The 16,789-nt window shown below is 65.3% G+C and carries 17 protein-coding genes; 7 read left to right on the top strand and 10 right to left on the bottom strand.

What is annotated here, in order from left to right:
- The first annotated feature begins 14 nt into the window (after window positions 1-14).
- From PIR02_09745 to PIR02_09730, 4 genes are read left to right on the top strand one after another with little or no spacing between them, the layout of a single operon-like run.
- Window positions 15-584 carry an acetyltransferase gene (locus tag PIR02_09745; protein WZH38937.1) on the top strand — a complete coding sequence of 190 codons (570 nt, stop codon included), beginning with the start codon at window positions 15-17 and terminating at the stop codon, window positions 582-584.
- A complete protein-coding gene (locus PIR02_09740; protein WZH38936.1) occupies window positions 581-1,423 on the top strand; it encodes a glycosyltransferase family 2 protein in 843 nt (280 codons plus the stop codon). The genes PIR02_09745 and PIR02_09740 overlap by 4 nt, the downstream gene beginning before the upstream one ends.
- Window positions 1,420-2,538 carry a glycosyltransferase gene (locus PIR02_09735; protein ID WZH38935.1) on the top strand — a complete coding sequence of 373 codons (1,119 nt, stop codon included), beginning with the start codon at window positions 1,420-1,422 and terminating at the stop codon, window positions 2,536-2,538. The genes PIR02_09740 and PIR02_09735 overlap by 4 nt, the downstream gene beginning before the upstream one ends.
- A 14-nt stretch (window positions 2,539-2,552) precedes the next feature.
- A complete protein-coding gene (locus tag PIR02_09730) occupies window positions 2,553-3,626 on the top strand; it encodes a glycosyltransferase (GenBank protein WZH38934.1) in 1,074 nt (357 codons plus the stop codon).
- Between the two features lie 55 nt (window positions 3,627-3,681).
- On the opposite strand, the gene PIR02_09725 is transcribed toward PIR02_09730, so the two are convergent.
- The 6 genes from PIR02_09725 to PIR02_09700 form a co-directional block, all read right to left on the bottom strand.
- The gene (locus tag PIR02_09725) at window positions 3,682-4,902 is read right to left on the bottom strand and encodes a hypothetical protein (protein WZH38933.1); all 1,221 of its coding nucleotides are present in this window, start codon (window positions 4,900-4,902) and stop codon (window positions 3,682-3,684) included.
- Window positions 4,903-4,979: 77 nt separating this feature from the next.
- The gene (locus PIR02_09720) at window positions 4,980-5,840 is read right to left on the bottom strand and encodes a hypothetical protein (GenBank protein WZH38932.1); all 861 of its coding nucleotides are present in this window, start codon (window positions 5,838-5,840) and stop codon (window positions 4,980-4,982) included.
- A complete protein-coding gene (locus tag PIR02_09715; protein ID WZH38931.1) occupies window positions 5,837-6,196 on the bottom strand; it encodes an acyltransferase in 360 nt (119 codons plus the stop codon). The genes PIR02_09720 and PIR02_09715 overlap by 4 nt, the downstream gene beginning before the upstream one ends.
- 152 nt (window positions 6,197-6,348) lie before the next feature.
- On the bottom strand, window positions 6,349-7,599 hold the full coding sequence (locus PIR02_09710) for a hypothetical protein (protein ID WZH38930.1): 1,251 nt from the start codon (window positions 7,597-7,599) through the stop codon (window positions 6,349-6,351).
- On the bottom strand, window positions 7,596-8,498 hold the full coding sequence (locus tag PIR02_09705) for a beta-1,6-N-acetylglucosaminyltransferase (GenBank protein ID WZH38929.1): 903 nt from the start codon (window positions 8,496-8,498) through the stop codon (window positions 7,596-7,598). The genes PIR02_09710 and PIR02_09705 overlap by 4 nt, the downstream gene beginning before the upstream one ends.
- A 267-nt stretch (window positions 8,499-8,765) precedes the next feature.
- A complete protein-coding gene (locus tag PIR02_09700; protein ID WZH38928.1) occupies window positions 8,766-9,416 on the bottom strand; it encodes a CPBP family intramembrane metalloprotease in 651 nt (216 codons plus the stop codon).
- Between the two features lie 388 nt (window positions 9,417-9,804).
- On the opposite strand from PIR02_09700, the gene PIR02_09695 reads away from it, so the two are divergent.
- From PIR02_09695 to PIR02_09685, 3 genes are all read left to right on the top strand, one after another.
- Window positions 9,805-11,328, top strand: a complete 1,524-nt coding sequence (locus tag PIR02_09695) for a polysaccharide biosynthesis tyrosine autokinase (GenBank protein ID WZH38927.1) — start codon at window positions 9,805-9,807, stop codon at window positions 11,326-11,328.
- 153 nt (window positions 11,329-11,481) lie between these two features.
- Window positions 11,482-13,272, top strand: a complete 1,791-nt coding sequence (locus PIR02_09690; GenBank protein ID WZH38926.1) for a DUF4012 domain-containing protein — start codon at window positions 11,482-11,484, stop codon at window positions 13,270-13,272.
- A 242-nt stretch (window positions 13,273-13,514) separates the two neighbouring features.
- Window positions 13,515-14,048, top strand: coding sequence for a hypothetical protein (locus tag PIR02_09685; protein WZH38925.1), 534 nt, complete (start codon window positions 13,515-13,517; stop codon window positions 14,046-14,048).
- A 62-nt stretch (window positions 14,049-14,110) separates the two neighbouring features.
- Here the strand turns inward: PIR02_09685 and PIR02_09680 are convergent, their stop codons facing one another.
- The 4 genes from PIR02_09680 to PIR02_09665 are packed head-to-tail and all read right to left on the bottom strand — an operon-like array spanning window position 14,111 to window position 16,585.
- A complete protein-coding gene (locus tag PIR02_09680) occupies window positions 14,111-14,863 on the bottom strand; it encodes a hypothetical protein (protein ID WZH38924.1) in 753 nt (250 codons plus the stop codon).
- Entirely contained in the window at window positions 14,860-15,408 is a 549-nt protein-coding gene (locus tag PIR02_09675) for a sigma-70 family RNA polymerase sigma factor (GenBank protein WZH38923.1), read from the bottom strand. Before PIR02_09675 ends, PIR02_09680 begins: the two co-directional genes overlap by 4 nt.
- Before the next feature lie 58 nt (window positions 15,409-15,466).
- Window positions 15,467-16,102 (bottom strand): asparagine synthase, encoded by a 636-nt coding sequence (locus tag PIR02_09670; protein WZH38922.1) that lies wholly within the window; start codon window positions 16,100-16,102, stop codon window positions 15,467-15,469.
- Window positions 16,103-16,156: 54 nt separating this feature from the next.
- Window positions 16,157-16,585, bottom strand: coding sequence for a YdeI/OmpD-associated family protein (locus PIR02_09665; GenBank protein ID WZH38921.1), 429 nt, complete (start codon window positions 16,583-16,585; stop codon window positions 16,157-16,159).
- Window positions 16,586-16,789 lie beyond the last annotated feature (204 nt).

Genomic DNA, 16,789 nt, shown 5'->3' with positions numbered 1-16,789 from the left:
AAGAAAGGGACACCGTGAGCGACATTCCGGTGATCGATCTTTCGAAGGCTCCCGGCGAGCGAGCCGCGTGGGATCGCCCTTCTTGGCAGGTATACCTCTGGGCCATTTGCGAGTTGCTTTTCGTAACGAATCCGTGGCAAATCAGCTCCGGCCTCCGAGTGCGCATCCTCCGCGCGTTTGGGGCGGAAATTGGGCGCGGCGTCGTTTTCCGCCCGCGCACCCGGGTGAAATTCCCCTGGAAACTGCACATCGGTGACCGTTCGTGGATCGGCGAGGGCGTCTGGTTCCACAACCAGGACCATGTCTACGTCGGCCACGATGTGGTCATCTCGCAAGAGACGTTCATCACGACGGGCAGTCATCGACATCGCGTCGACATGGCGCTCATCACGCGGCCCGTCACCATCGACGCGGGAGCCTGGATCACGAGCCGGTGCATGATTCTGGGCGGCACGACGATCGGCCTGTCAGCCCTGATCCAGCCGATGTCCCTCATCAGCGGGGATCATGTCCTGCCAGGAGACGTATGGGCCGGAGTGCCGGGGCGACACGTAGGAACGCGATTCGAGGGACTTCGCCGATGACTTCCACACTGCCCATCACGGTCCTGGTGCAAACGAAGAACGAGGAGGTGGGGATCGCCGCCTGTCTCGAGGCTCTGGCCGAGTTCGACGAAGTCATCGTCGTGGACTCGGACAGTACGGACAGGACGGGAGAGATCGCCGAACAGCACGGCGCACACGTCATCAACTTCACATGGGACGGCAAGTACCCCAAGAAGAAGCAGTGGCAGCTCGAGAACGTCCCCACGCGCAACCCGTGGATTCTCTTCCTCGATGCGGACGAGACCCCCAGCGAGGAGTTGAAGGCCGAACTGCACGGCTACGCCCTCCCTGCGAACCCCGCCGCAGCGATTGACGTCGATCTGGATTACGTTTTCGCCGGGAAGATTCTCCGCCACGGTCATCGAGTGACGAAGCGATGCGTCGTACACCGTGACCGAGTCCGGTTCCCCGAGATGGACGATCTCGATGCCCCCGGAATGGGTGAGCTCGAGGGGCACTACCAACCACGGGCGACGGGTATCGTCCTCAAAGCACGTGGCCGCATCACCCACAATGATCTCGACCCCGTTTCAAGCTGGTTTGCGAGGCACAACAGGTACTCCGACTGGGAGGCCCATCTGAGGGCAAGGACAGCCGTCAGAGCGGATATTGCAAAGCAGCGAACGTTGAAGGGTCGACTGTTCGACAAGCTGCCTGCCAAGCCCGTTGCGTTCTTCGTTTACTGCTACGTCGCACGAGGCGGATTTCTCGATGGCCGCGCTGGATTCGACTACGCCGCAGCTCTGGCGATGTACTACTGGCAGATCGGTCTCAAGTATCGCGAACTACGACGCTCCGACTCGCCGGTCCTGAAGTGAGAGTTCTGCACGTCACGCCGAGCGTCGCTCGTTCCGACGGCGGGCCAGCTGAGGTGATCCGAGGGCTGATCCCCGCACTTCACCATCTTGGTGTCGACGCAGAGGTTCTCACCACCGACAAGGGTCTCGCCGCCAGCGATCAGGATCTGGTCGAGGCACCGTGGGTACGTCGGGTGTCGAGCATCGGCCCCCCGAGCGTCACCTTCGCCCCCGCCTTCGCCTCCGCCATGTCGGACGGGCTCGGACGTTACGACCTCGTCCATGTCCACGGCTTCCAGAGCTACCCCGGCACCATGGCGATGCGCATCGCCCGACGAAGCGGTATCCCGTACGTGATCGAACCGCACGGAGCTCTCGACCACTATCACTGGAGAACGAATCACCGCCGAAAACGCGCGTGGCTCCGAATCGCCGATGCAAAGAACCTCGCCGGTCTGAGCGGCGCCATCTACTCGAGCGATCTAGAGGCACAGCAGGCGCTCACGGTTCTTCCGGATACGCGGGCATTCCACATGAACCTGGCCGTGGACGAGCAGTTGTTCTCGATCGACCGAATGGCGAACGGCGGCCGACCGGCGGTCATCCTGTACCTGGGCCGACTCACCAAGAAGAAGCGCGTCGACCTCGTCGTACGCGCACTCGCAGAGGAACCGTTGCGGAACAAGGATCTCCGGCTCCTCGTCGCCGGAGGCTCGGACGGCACCATCCAGGACCCCGCCGTGCTCGCTCGGCAGCTCGGCGTCGACCATCTGGTCACCGTGCTCGGTCCCGTCGATTCGTCCCAACGCCGCGATCTGCTCCGGCAGTGCGACGTCTTCGTCCTCCCGAGTGAAGATGAAAGCTTCGGTGTCGCTGTCGCGGAGGCCATGGCCGCCGGCAGACGAGTCGTGACCAGCGAGCACGTGGGCATTGCTGCACGAGCTGTGAAAAGCGGCGCGCTGCGCGTGGCTCGAGATGACCCGGCGAGCATTGCTCGGGTGGTCGCCGACGCACTCGACGACATGGCCTTGGGTGCCCGCGCTCGCGCATACGCCGAACGGGAGTTCCGATGGAACACTGCGGCGGCGCAGGCGCGAGATGCATACGAGAGCGCCCGGGGTGGAGGTCACACATGACTACGGGCCCTCTGGTGGTCGTCACGCAGCCTTACGTTCCCGCCTATCGGGTTCCGCTCTTCGAAACCATCCGGCAGAAGCTGGCTGACCGCGACATCCAGTTCCTCGTCGCGGCCGGGCACCCCGTTGGCGCTCAAGCTGCCCGGGGGGACAAGGAGAACCCGCCATGGCGCCTGGACGTGACGGCAGCAGGACTGCAGCTCGGTCCTCGGCACCTTCAGTGGCGCGCCCTTCCCGCAAACCTCCGCCCTGATGTTCTCGTCTCCGAACTCGAGGCGCTGAACAACCTTGCATGGGTGAGGGCCCTCGGGAGGAAGAAGTTGGTCCTGTGGGGGCACGGTCGACCGTACGTCAATGACGCGGGAGCCGTGTCGGATCGCATCGAATGGGCACTGGCACGGCGAGCGGATGCCGTGATGACATACGCGGACGGCGGGCGCGACTACCTCCTCGAGAAGGGCAAGCTCAGCGCAGACAAGGTCGTCGCCATCGGCAACAGCACTGATTCGGCTTCGCTCAGGCAGGCGTACACCTCGCTCGGGGCGCAGGAACGTTTCGATGTGCACGTGAAGTGGCCCCGAGCACCCCGTGCACTCTTCGTCGGAGGGCTCGACGCAGCCAAACGCATCGACTTTCTCGTCGACGCAGCAATCTGGGCGCGGCGAAAGGACCCGACGTTCTCACTCATTGTCGTCGGCCAGGGCGAGTTGCAAGACGCTCTCGCGCGCGCCGGGCAGGCCATCGAGCACATCCCCGCCGCCCGTGGCGCCGAACTCGCCAGGCTGGGACATGTCGTCCAGGCGGTGTGGATGCCCGGTCGGGTAGGGCTCGTCGCGGTGGACGCCCTGGCGTTGGGGCTCCCCGTGTTCACGACCTCGTATCGTTACCACGCCCCAGAAATGGAATTCCTTCGTGATGGCGAGCGGGTCACGCTCCCGGACGACCCGCGTGCGTACGCAGAGAAGGCCCTGAGCCTCATGGCAGAGCAACCTGTCACCGGGCGACCGCTGCGGTCCGACATCCCGTCGATCGAATCGGTAGCCACAAACTTCTCCGAGGTCGTCGTGGGGGTACTCGAAAGCCCCTGAGGTGCTCCATACACGCGCCTCTCCCGAGCGCCACGAAAGGGGCGGCGAGCCACCCTCAACGGGGAGTGAAACCTGTCGGACGCGATTCGTGGAGTGACCGAGCCATGGTGGTCGATGTGCCGGCCTTGATGCACAGCGCCATCGCAATGAGAATCGGCCAGTAAGTCGCGCGCTCCATGAAGACGGGGTTGAAAAATCCGAAACCGATCAACGCCAGCACCGTGACGAGTCCATACGGGGCGATCGACGTCTGCCGATGCAGCCAGAGCACCGGAAGCGGTGCGAAAACGAACGCGTAGTAGCCGAGCGCAAAGAGAATCCCGCCTGCGGTCAAAACCGTCAACGGGACGGAAACGCCGGACTGACTATCAAACCCCTCGCCGGTGAGGGGGCTCTGCAAGAACAGCCGTAGCGCGTTCTCGTTCAGAGACACCCGGCCCGCGTCACTCAGCGCCCCCGCCCCATCGCTCAGGCGCGAATTGGAGAGGACAAGAGGCAGAACGAACCACGCCGCGACCACGCCCAGAATGAGCACCGGCCAGGCCAGCGACCTCAGACGCGAGCGGGAAAGCGTGATCACGAGAGCGACGCTCAGGACCGGGAGCCCAACGAGGAGTGCCGCACGAGATTCGCTGAGCGTTCCTCCCCACAAGATCACAGCAAGGCAGAGCATCCACGCGATCTTGGCTCGTCCCGTCGACAGCAAGAACACACACGGAGCTATGGCCAGGCAGACAGAGAACGCGAGTGAGTTCGGGTGCGAAGCCAATCCGCTCAGGCGTTCGCCTGTAGCTTGAGTCAAAATCCCCGAGAGGGAGACAATCCCGTAGGACACAGCGATCGCGGCGAGCGCGTTTGCGACGATGCCTGCGATCCACACCGTGAGGAGCCGACGGAGGTAGTCGCCGCCGATCCACTCGTTCAGGCTGAAGATGATCACAGCTACCGACACCATGGTCAGGAAGATGCGCAGCAGCATGACCGCGTCGAACGTCGCATCTTTAACGATGGTGTTCCACGCCGACACAATGGCCGCAGCAACGAGTGGCACGAGCATCCACGTGAACACGTGAAGGCGCCGACGTTGGAAGAATGCGACACCGACAAAGAGAACCAGCGTCACACCGAGGGCATAGTCGACGACATTGAACCCTCCGAACGCCGCTCCCGTCCATGAAGAGGAAAAGGCCGCGATGTAGGTTGCCCATCGCAGGGCGAACGTCCCGCGGGCGTCCGACGCGGGCTGCCCGTGACTATCGGCAGGCAGCACAGTCACCACCGCATTCCCCGTCCTTGTTCGCTCGGGTCCGCGAAAGCTCATGATCCACCGCTTTCCGTCGCGTGATGGGGCCGTCAGCCTGCGTCTTGATCTCGCTGCGCCGCCGCACAACGATGACGGACCTCATCGTCCCATTCAGGGGTCGGCTGCTCAGCCGAAGCCTCCCATACCTGCGCGTGAGGACGGTACGCGTCTCCGCCGGTCTGAACAACCATCGGGACCTCTCCGAGGAACGCCCCCCAGGCGCTGAAGGTAGAACGGCTCCCGATGATGCCGGCGGCACGGGAGAGGAACACGAGGTCGTCGAGCGCGTTTCGACCAGCGGATCGAAAAACTCCCTCTTCCCTCAGGAGTGGCTCCAGTTCGGCATCCTCCCCGTCTGAGCAGACGAAGATCCGGACATCGGGATGAGCCTCTCGTGCCGCTTCGACACGCGCGACGAACCACGCGATAGGAGAGCTGGTGTTGTTCTTCGACACCTCGGACTCTGAGGCGCCGACCCGAGAAAAGTCCCCCAGGCGAACATGCAACGCGAGGTAAGGCCGCGTCTCCTGAGGCGAGACGACACCCCGCCTCGCCTGGTTCAGCAGCATTTCGCGGAAATCCGGCCCCGCCATGCCGACACCCTCGAAGTAGTTCTGCATGCCGCGCACCGTCACGTAGGTGTCGTCGGCGGTGCCGAGGGCATGCGTCACCCCTCTGAATCTGGCCCAGACGAGTCGTACGGCTGAAACGAATCCCGGAGCGCGGAATATCGTCCAGTACATCCGCTTGTCTCGCTCGCGCCGAAGGACCGGTCCGATCTTGAGCTGGAACCACGTCGGCCAGAGCAGGACGCGTGACTCCTTGACAGCAATGTCGGCCGCCCGCAGGACCGGGAACAGTTCGTTCCCCAGGCCTGCCCTGCCGATCATCGGAGCGACGAACTTGCTCACAGCGCGGATTCCTCTTTGTCGAGTCGCTTGATGAGACGAGCCGGAACACCCGCGTACAGGCAATTCGCTTCGGTCGAGCGAGTCACAACAGCACCCGCCGCGACGATGTTACCTTCGGCGACCGACACACCGGGAAGGATGGTCGCACCACTACAGATCCACGACCCCCGACCGATGTCGATCGGCTCGCTCCGGCCGGGGCCCGCACGGCGATCGGGCGGTCCGACCTCATGATCAGACGTGATGAACCGGACGTGATCCCCGATTCGCGCCCCGCGTGCGATGTGGATCGGCGCTTGCATATCGAAGTGGCACGACTGATTCACGAAGACGTCGTCCTCGATAGTGAGACGCATCTGCGAGTGATAGGTAGAACCACCGTAGAGGAGCACATTGGCCCCTACTGAGGCGCCCGCCCGACGCAGAAGGATAGGTCGGAGGCGATGCGGCAGAAGGGGCACCGACGCCACCGCGCAAACGACATCCTGGAACCACTTTCGGCCTGGCATTACGACTTCCCCTCGGTGTGACCGCGTTTGTCGATGCGCCTCAGCGCGCCGGCTGCAGGCCAGATGGTGATGCTGAAAGCAAGGATCTCCGCCAGCAGGTAGGCGGATGCGACGCCGGCGATACCGAAGGCGATACCTCCGGCAACCATGCCCGAGAGACCGACGATCGCGGCGACGGTCGCGGCCAGCGCAAGGGTCGCCGTCTTCTTGAGAGGGACGAGACATGCCCTCCCGACCAAGGACGACATGAGCGCCATGCCGAGCGCCCCGCCGAGGCAGAATGACACCCCGTACGAGACCTCGATCGCACCGTGCGACAGAAGCGTGCCGAGCACCGGGGCGAGGAAGCCGAATCCGATCAGCGTGGCCACGCCCAAGCCGGCACCAACGATGATCGTCCGTCGGATCCTTGCCAGCAACTCGTCGTGAGTCCCCGCAGAAGGCACGTACCCCTGCGCGACCTGGGTGACCGGTGCTAGCGCCAGCGCGGCGATTCGGAACAGACGGTCCGCCATGGCATATGTTTCGACGCCTGCGCCCGCGAAGTTGGTCACAACCACGAGAGGTGAGTTCTGGTAGAGCGAGGTGAGGATCGCATTCGAGAAACCTGCACCCCCGGCCGCGACGGTTCCGGTGATGTCCCGCACGGAGATGTGACCACCACGCGGGTAACGACGGCGGATCGAAAGCCACGAGAGCGCGAGGGCACCGAGCTGGCCCGCGAGTTGCCCGAGGACGAAGAGCACGAGGCTAGAGGTGGCGAGGATCAAGGCGATGCCGATGAGCGTCCCGGCTGCCCGAGGAAGGACGTCGAGGGAGTTGAGCTTGGACGGACGCGACTCCCCCACGAAGAACCATGACGCCGTGAGCCCGCCGATGACGGGCGTCAGCCCCGCGATGATCGCGGCGGCCGTGGTGGTGGACCACCCGACAGAGAGCAGGACGACGACGGTGGCGACTCCGGCGGCGGGAATGAGGATCACCGCCCTCGAGATGAGGGAGATCAGGAAGATCCGTCCGCGCTCCGTGTCCGGCGCCGCCGCGACGGCCGCGGGGCCGATCACGGGCCACCCGAACGCGACGACGGTCGCTGCGATGGCACCGGCCGCCTGTGCGACGGCGAGAGTGGACCAGGCAGCCGCGCCCGCCACCTGGATCACGACGGGGACGCTCACAACCCCGACGAGCGCACTGATGGCTACGGAGAGAAAGTATCCCGAGCCCGACTTGATCAGACGTGGGGCTCTCACCGTCGTCCGTCCTGCGACGTGAGTTCTCGGACCACGCGCGACAGGCCTTCCAGATCATCACCTTTCGCTTTCCGCGCGAAGAACTCGAGAGTTCCCGAGAAGTCCCGCAGTTCCTCCGGCGCGAGATATCGAGTCAGCGATCTATCGATGTGGTGGAGGTTCGCGAAGTCCGCGGTGCGCTTGTCGCCCTTCGGCTGGGGAGGAGATGACGTGGTGTTCGATGCCCATTCGCCGCTATGGATGAGCGTATGAAAGTAGATCTCGTCCGGCGCGAGCGAGTACCTCAGGAGGCCTGCGAGGCGCGCCCGCGAACTGTCGTCCGACATCATCGAGGCAACGGCACCGGCGGTGAGGGCAGTCCATTGACTCCCCGCGACCATCGTGAATCCGGAGAATTCATCCTTCTTGCGTGTCGGGGTCGCGAGTTGGGTGAGCTTGCGGGCGGCGGCCGCGGCCCGCCCGCGGAGACCTTTTCCACGGGCGTCGAAGCGGTCGAAATGCCATTCGCGGAGTATCCGCCGCTCATTCATCTCGTATCCATCCAGCAGGAGCCCTGCTCGGCAGTACAGAACGCCCGGCCTCTGAATGAAAAGTGCTTCGAGCTCCTGGAGCGGCCGAATAGGCACACATTGCCCGGAAAGCAGAACGATGTACTCGTCCGGCGAGCTGCATTTCTGCAGCGCCAGCATGTAGAGCTTCTCGGTCGCCTCGACGACCGAGAATCCCCCCCACCTGACGTTCGTTCGATCCCTGACATACGTGATGTTGCCAGCTCTCGGGTATCCACCGTCATCGGTGGTCGCGTCGACGTGCACCACGACTTCGCTGGGGCTGAGAGCTTCCGCGGCGACTCGGAATGTCCCTGGATCGCCATGCGTGAGGATCGCGAAGACGGTCACCGACCGAAACCCGATCCGGGCGCCGACCGGCGGGTGGAGCAGCTCAACGATCCCATGTCGAGGAAATCCAATGTTTCGCGAGGAACCGATAAGACGTCCCGGACTGTGCGGTGAATTGCCACAGTTCCTCGGCCCCTCTCGCCCACGTCTTCCCCATGCCGGTCTCGGCTGAACACTAACAGCACGACATGACACCCAGAATCATCGGCATGTGAACATCCAATTTCACAGGAGGCGCTGCCACAGCCGTCGCAGGGTCATCTCCGCCTACGCGAGAATCGTGCCGATGATCGCCAGCAGCAAGTAGCTCACGTTGTAGACCATGTGGGCCAGGACCGCACCCCAAATCCGCCCCGTCAGCATCACGACGAGACCGCACGCCGTGCCCACCGTGAAGAGCTGAACGCCGTCGCCCAAAGACAGGGGACTGAAGGCGGAGTGCAAGAGGACGAATCCCCCGGCCGATACGAGAAGCGCGGTCGTCGCAGCGGCGACGGCCCCTACGCTCCGCCGGAGGAGCTGGTAGACCCCGACGAGGATGACGGCACGGAAGAAGAACTCCTCGACGACCGGCGCGACGAGAACTGAGGGAACTCCGTAGCTCCACACCCACCCCCACACCGGCGAGTCACCGGAGTTCGGGAGCGTGGGAAAGGGAGATGAGTCTGCGCCGCCGAGCCAGCCCTGCAGGATGCGGAGCGCTCCCCCCACGCTCAGCCCCCAGAGAAGATCGATCGGTCTCACACGCAAGAGCCCCGCGGGGCGCGCTCGCACAAGCGCCGCGACGATCCCGACTCCGAGGCCCATCCACAGTGCAACAGACGAGGCCGGTTGCGCCCACGGGGCGGCCAGTCGACTCAGCCCCACACTCACCAGCAGACCCCCGCCGATTCCCACGAGAGCGGTAGAGAGGACCACGTGATTCCATCGGCGGACGGCCGTGCCGCCTTGTCGCCAGTCGGAACGGCGACGGACTCGCCGGCGCGAACGCGCGGATTCCTCGGACGCACTTGTCACCGCGGAAGGCGCAGCCGCGTTCCTGGACGTGGCATCGCTCGGCTGATCGGGCACGGTGGCAAACCTATCGCTCGCACGGCGGAGGCAAAACAATCGTGCCGGGCCGGGCAAGTCGACATTTCGGCCGATGAATTCGTCGGCCGATGAAACCGGAGGCAGACGCGCATGAGCCCAGAACCATTGATATCGCGACGTCGGTGTTGCGAATCCGGAAACAATAGGTGTGGCACACTGAGGGAATTCTCCGACCTCTGTCACGCAGGTCGTCAGCGCGTCCTCGAGAGGCACCATGGAGCTCAGCGATCACATCCGCACCCTCCGCAAGAACTGGCTACTGATCGTCACGCTCACTTTCCTGGGACTGGGTGTCGTCGCGGGCTACACGCTGACGCGAACTCCGATCTACGAGTCGTCGAGCACGGTGTTCGTGTCGACCCAAGCAGGGAGTACCGCTGCGGAACTTCAGCAGGGGTCGTCGTTCGCGCAGGCCCGCATCAACACGTACGTCGGCTTGGCAACGATGCCTGTCGTCCTGGACCCCGTCATCACGGAGCTGGGACTCGCGACGTCTGCGGACTCTCTGGCGAGCTCGGTGAAGGCGTCCGCGGGTTTGAACTCGACGTTGATCACCGTGACGGCCTCCAACCCGGACCCCGTGCGTGCCGCCGAGATTGCCGACGCGGTCGCCGACAGCCTGTCGACGACCGTCCCCCAGCTCGAACCCGAAGCGGGTGACGGGACCAGCCCCGTCCGTCTCAGCCGTGTGCGGGACGCACAGCCCGCTCTCCAACCATCAAGCCCGAACGTGGTTCTGAACCTCACACTCGGCACGCTCATAGGGCTCGCGGCAGGCCTCGGGGCAGCGGCGCTGCGCAGTCGGCTGGACAATCGCGTCCGCACCCCCCGCGATGCCGAGCAGATCACCGGCGCTCCGGGCATCGGAGCAATCGCCTTCGACGCGAAAGCGAAGGATCGGCCATTGATCGTCCATGCGGATCCGTTGAGTCCTCGGGCGGAATCGTTTCGCGCGCTCCGCACGAACCTGCAGTTCTTGGACATGGGGGGACGATCGAGTTTCGTCGTCACGAGCTCCGTTCCCAGCGAGGGGAAGTCGACCACGACGATCAATCTCGCAATCGCCCTCGCCGATGCGGGCAAGCGTGTCGCTCTCCTAGACACGGACCTCCGCAAGCCGAAGGTCGCGGAGTACCTCAGCATCGAAGGTGGGGCGGGGCTCACCGACGTGCTGATCGGGCGCGCAAAGATCAACGACGTCATGCTCCCTTGGGGGGGCCGCAGCCTCTACGTGCTCCCGGCAGGGAAGGTTCCACCCAACCCGAGTGAACTCCTCGGCTCTCGCCAGATGGGCACCTTGCTCGAGATGCTCGAGAGGGATTTCGACGTCGTCCTCTGCGATGCACCCCCACTTCTCCCGGTGACCGATGCGGCTATCCTCGCGCGTGCGACCAGCGGAGCGATCATGATCGTCTCCGCGGGGCGTACGAGCCGGCATCAGCTCAGCTTGGCGACCGATTCGCTGAACACCGTCGGTGCGAAGCTGGCTGGCTTCGTCATGTCGATGGTGCCGACTCGCGGGCCCGACTCGTATTACTCCGCCTATGGATACGGCTACGGATACGGCTACCGCTACGTCGAAACTCCCCCTGCGACGAAGAAGACCCCACGATCGACCGCAGGACGGCGCCGTCGCGCCGAGTCTCCGAGCGACATTCCGGCAACGCCGGCGCTGGGAGATGTGGGAGTCGCTTCCCGCCGGACAAGTCGCGAGGCGAGCCGGGATGCAGACGGGTGAGTTGTCGTGGTCGTCGTGACGCGCCACCTCCACGCGCGCGTCGCTCGCCCCGAACGTGACCCCGCCCACCTCACGGACGCTGAAGCACGCCGGTAGATGAAGCCCCGATAGCCAGGTGATGACATCAACGCCTCTGTTCTTCCTCGACCGGCCGTGACCGCGGGCCGCGTCTTCGCCTGGATTCTGGCCGGCGCAATTCTCATCACGTGTGTCGTTGCAGGATGGGTCGGGGTGCGCGGCACGATGGCTTATCAGCACCTCGTTCGCGTACAAACAGAGGCGGGGGAAAGCACTTCGGCACTGGCGTCCGACCCTGCCGGTGCGATCCCGGCAATCGGTCGCCTGTCGATGGAGGCATCCGAGGCACGCCGGCTCACTTCGGACCCGATATGGCGGGCAGCCGAGCAGATCCCCTGGATCGGGCCCCAGCTCATCACGCTCAGTACCGTATCGGCCTCCGCGGACAAGCTTCTGGGCGGAGCGCTCCTCCCCCTCGCGACCGCGGCAAAAGATGTCTCCTTGGACGCTCTCCGTCCCGTCGACGGGCGCATCGACGCGAGTCCCCTGGCGCAACTCGCCGAGCCTGCGCGCGAGGCCGAGACGCAGGCCAGGGAGGCCGCCAACGATGTCGGCGCCATCGACCGCACTCCTCTGGTGGGAGTCGCCTCCGCGGCGGTCGAGAGGACGGGCTCACTGCTCGATCAATCCGCGGCGGCGATCGACGCGCTCGCGCGCACCGCTCACCTCCTGCCGCAGATGGTCGGCCAAGGAGAGCAGCGCAACTATCTCCTGCTCGTCCAGAACAACGCGGAGTGGAGGTCGTTGGGGGGAATCACCGGAACGGCGGTTCTTCTGCACATCGACGACGGAGCTGTGTCCCTGATCGAGACACAATCGGCGGGGGCTATCGTTCGAGATCTGCGTGAGCCGGTTATGACGTTGCCACCGGAGGTCGTCGACATCTACGGGACTCGTCCGGGACGCTACTTCCACAACCTGACCCAGATTCCCGATTTCACGATCGACGGCCCGTTGGCACGTGAAATGTACCGAATCAAAACGGGGCTGAACGTAGACGGGGTAATTGCCGTCGACCCCGTTGTATTGTCCTACGTCCTCGAAGCCACAGGGCCCGTCACTCTCCCCGACGGCGAACAGCTGACCGCTGGAAATGCCGCCGCCCTGCTCATGAACGAGGTGTATTTCCGCTATCCGGACCCTTCCGCTCAAGATGCGTTCTTCGCGGCCGCGACCGGCGCGGTGTTCCAAGCCCTCCTCGAGGGTCGCGGATCCGCTCCTTCCCTCATATCCGCCTTGTACCGCGCGGGGCAACAACATCGCCTTCTCGTGTGGAGCGCCGACGCCGCCGACCAGGCATTGCTCGCCGACACGACGATCGCCGGGCCACTACCGGTCACGGACGAACGCACGGCCCGCTTCGGCGTATTCCTGAACGACGGCACCGGGTCGAAGATGAGCTACTACGTGAAGCCGGACGTCAGCGTGACATGGGAGTCCTGCGGGACTTCAGCTGCGGACGGACCGCGTTCGCTCACGCTTGACCTCACGCTCACGAACGTCGCACCGCCGGACGCCGCGACAACTCTCCCGACGTACATCACCGGCGAGGGTGCCTATGGCACAGCGCCTGGCACGGCCAAGGTCGTGGGCAACATCTACGTACCAGAAGGCTACGAGGTGGTCTCGTCCGTTTCGAGCGACGGCACCACTATGACGGGCGGAACGCTCGAGGGCCGACGGGTCCTCACGTTCGGCACGGATCTCACGCCTCGCGCTTCCACCAGCCTCACCGTCGAAGTTCGTTCACTCACGACGGCGAGGGAAGCCGAGGCCTATGTGACACCGACCGCCGATCCCACCCTGAGTCCGATCGTCCGCGCCTCTTGCGAAGGGCCGCGACCGGGGAGCGCAACGCTCCGCTGATCACGCGGCCAAAGACCTCAGACGGTCGGCGACCTCGCGAAAGAGGCGTGCATTACCACGACGCAAAACGTTTACCTGAAAGAAATGACGGCGGTTTGCAATTGGGCGTACGCCTAAGGAATACTCAGGTAGGTCTCAACACACCATTCCGCTCTTTTTCCTCGCGATTCGTGCACACACCTGTGCCAGAGGCGCGCAGAACCATCAGACGACCGGCTGCCCGGACTCGAAAGCAGGCACTCATGAAGCACACGTTGACTAAGGCTGCGGCATCACTCGCCGCGGCCGGGGCCTTGCTCTTCGCAGCGCCCGCAGTCGCTCAGGCCTATATCCCCGATGACCCGAACACCATCACCGTCCAGGTCACCGGTAATGGCTCCGTGCCCTTCCAGGGCTTCCAGCCGGGCGCATCGGTCACCTTCACGCTGGTAGGGCGCGGCATCACGGGCAGCAACATCGCAACAGCCAACCTGCCCGTCACTGCGGCGTCTGTCACCAAGACAGCTGACTCCTCGGGCTCAGCCACTGCTGTCGTCACCCTGCCGGCCAACCCGAGCGGTACGTACACCCTCGCAGCGACCGGCGCCCGCGCCGACAGCAACGGCGGCGGCGGCTCCAACAACAACGGCGGCGGTAACAACGCTCTCCCCCAGACCGGTGTCAACGGCGAGTCGCTCATCGGGATCTACGTCGGAGGCGGCGCGCTCGTGCTCGCCGGCGCGACGGTCGCGGTCGCTGCGAAGGTTCGTCGCAACCGCGCCGAGAACAAGGCGTAAGCGCACACACCCCTCAGAGAGAGCCTCCGTCGACTCCTGTCGACGGGGGCTCTCTCTGTTCGTCACTGCACCACGAAGTCCCCGACCCGCGTCACGCCATCCGAAAGGTACACAGGAACGACGACGGCTCGTCCCGCACGCCCCTCCTGCCACAGCAAGGCTTCCTCGGGCGACCCGAAGTTCCTGCTCGAGCCATCGGCATCCGCCAACTCATCCGCCTCGACATAGCCCTGACGCCCGTTCGTGGCGACCACCGCGATCAGATCGGGCTCCTCCCCCGCGCCCCAGGATCCGTAGGTCTGACCGCGGTCGTTGACCGCGAGGGGCACCGGCTCGGCATCGAGGAAAGTCGCGGTCACGCGCCAGCTCTCGCTGGAGCCTGCCGACACCACCACCTCGGAGCCGACCGCCTCGAGGGGCACGTCGATCCACGAGACCACACCGGCGGGATCCGCCGAGAAGTCTTCGGCGGTGCAGACGACGGAGCCGCCCGGGAAGCTGAAGGTGCCCGGAGTGAGGCAACGCACCTCCACGCGAAGCTGGTCGGCTGTGCCGGGGCGAGGAGGAAGCGCCAGCATTCCGTCACCCGTGCCCTCCGTGCTCATCGGCACACCGAGCTCGCTGACGACCGTCCCGCCGGGAAGCGTCCACAAGTCGGCGGTCGCCGCCGTCGCCCCCGCCGCAAGCACGACGGCGCCCACACCCGCGACGATGAAGAGCCGCGCCCGGCTGCGGCGTTGCGGCAGCTTCGTCTGCGCGACGAGCTGACGCTGCAAGCCCGCACGGAAGACGGGATCGATGCGGAGTGCGTTCATGCGGAATCCTCCTCGAGTGCGGCCGCCCCCGGGATGAGCCCACGGAGCTTCGCCCGCGCGCGAGACAGGCGGGCGCGCGCCGCCACGGCTGTCAGGCCGAGAACCACCGCCGCTTCGTCGGCTCGGTACCCCTCCAGGTGCACGAGCGTGACCAGCTGACGGTCGACGGCACCCAGCGGAGCGAGCAACGCGAGAGCGCTGTCGTCGGCGAACGCGTCGTCCTCCGCCGAGGCCGCGTCAGCAGAACGGGGCAGCGTATCGAGCAGGCGCCGGTACCGCGCTGCCGAGCGCTGGAGGTTCCGCAGCGCGTTCGTCGTCGTCGCCAGGAGCCACGGCAGCGGCGACCCGTCGACGACACGCACGGCGTCACGTCGGCGCCAGAGCTCGAAGAAGGCCACGGCCGTGGCATCCTCGGCATCCCGTCGATCGGATGCCAACCGCGCGGCATGACGGAAGACGCGGTCCACGTGTCGCTCGTACAGCGCGCTCAGCGCCCGGTCGTCGCCGTCAGCGGTGACGCGGCGCCACAGCTCGGCTTCGTCCATACCCCGGAATGTCCGGCCGGGGTGGTCGTGTGACATTCCTGCTGTAGAAGATCCGGTATCAGCGCGCGGCCGACTTCTTCTTCTTGTCACCCTTGGCAGGTTTGTGGTCGTCTTCGATATCCGCTTTCGCGGACTCGGCCTCCGCTTTGTCTTTCGCCTTCCGTTTCGCCTGCGAGGCGAGGCGGGCGAGGTCCACCATACGAAGGGCGTCCATGCGGGCGCGACGCATGGTGGCGTAGTCGGGGTCGGCGTCGGCCGTCATGCCCTCGACGTCGAGACGCTTGCTGAGGTTGGCCTCGACGTCGCCCCAGGCCGCCATGCGGGCGTCGGCGACCAGAGAGTCGACGCGATTCGCGTCGTCGGCGAGAGCGCGCAACTCTTTCGCCACCCCGCGCGATTGGTTGGCGCGGCGGCGCAGGTTGCGCGTGTCGCGGTCGCGGTAATCATGCGTCCCCGACGAGTCGGAGAACCGCCCCCATGCCCGCTTGCGCTGGTGCGTGACCCGTTCCGCAGCCTGATCCTGCTCGTCGGCCAAGGCCCGAAGGGTCGCTCGGGCGACGTCGGCGACGGCCTCACTGTCGAACTGACCACCGCGGGCGATCGTCTCGACGAGGATGTGGTTGCGCACCGTCAGCCGCGCCGCCGCCGTCGCGATCGACAGCCCTTCGGCAATGGCATCCTTCGTACGACCCACGACATCCTCCCGCTCCAGGGTATCGGTCGAGAGATGCGGATGACCTCGGTCGCGCTACCGCAGCTTGTCGATGATCGCGGTGATGCGGCGCGCCCGTGTGTCGGCGGCCTTCGCGCCCTCGACGTTCGCCGCGTGCGCCTTCCGCGCGCTCGGAGCGAGGGCGTCGAAAGCCGCCCGCACGCCCGCCGCGGCGAGCGCGTCGGCGAGATCGTCGGGCACCTCGATCGCGCGCGGAGCGGTGTCGAGCTGGACGTCGACGGAGATGGCATCCCCGCCCGAGAGGCCCGTGGCCGCGCGCTTGTCGGACGAGAACGGGATCAGATGCTTGCCCGCCATGACCCCCAGGGTGCTCGAGAAGACGTAGCCGTTCACGTCGACGGTGACGGCCGCCCGCTTGCCGCCGCCGAGGGCCTCCACGACGTCGGTCGGCACCTCGATGCCCGTGTTGTTGCCCATCTGCGTCAGCGTCGTTTCGAACTTCATGAGCAGAGTGTGTCAGAGCCGTAAGTACGTGAACAGCGTGTGAAATGCAATCCCCTCGGGAGAGCTCTGCGCGCTTCGTATGGTGACATCTGTAGCGGAGGGCCTCGGAGAGTACTCGGGGGCCTTCTGTCGTTTCCGGGCTCAGGGATGACGCGGACGGCTTTTACCGGAGAACATGCGGCGAAGCAAAGCCCAATCCGAACC

This window comes from Microbacterium enclense (assembly GCA_038182865.1).
In the GTDB taxonomy this organism is placed as follows: domain Bacteria; phylum Actinomycetota; class Actinomycetes; order Actinomycetales; family Microbacteriaceae; genus Microbacterium; species Microbacterium enclense_B.
The sequence above is the reverse complement of the archived record's forward strand: the minus strand, read 5'-3'. Positions and strand labels throughout refer to the sequence as shown.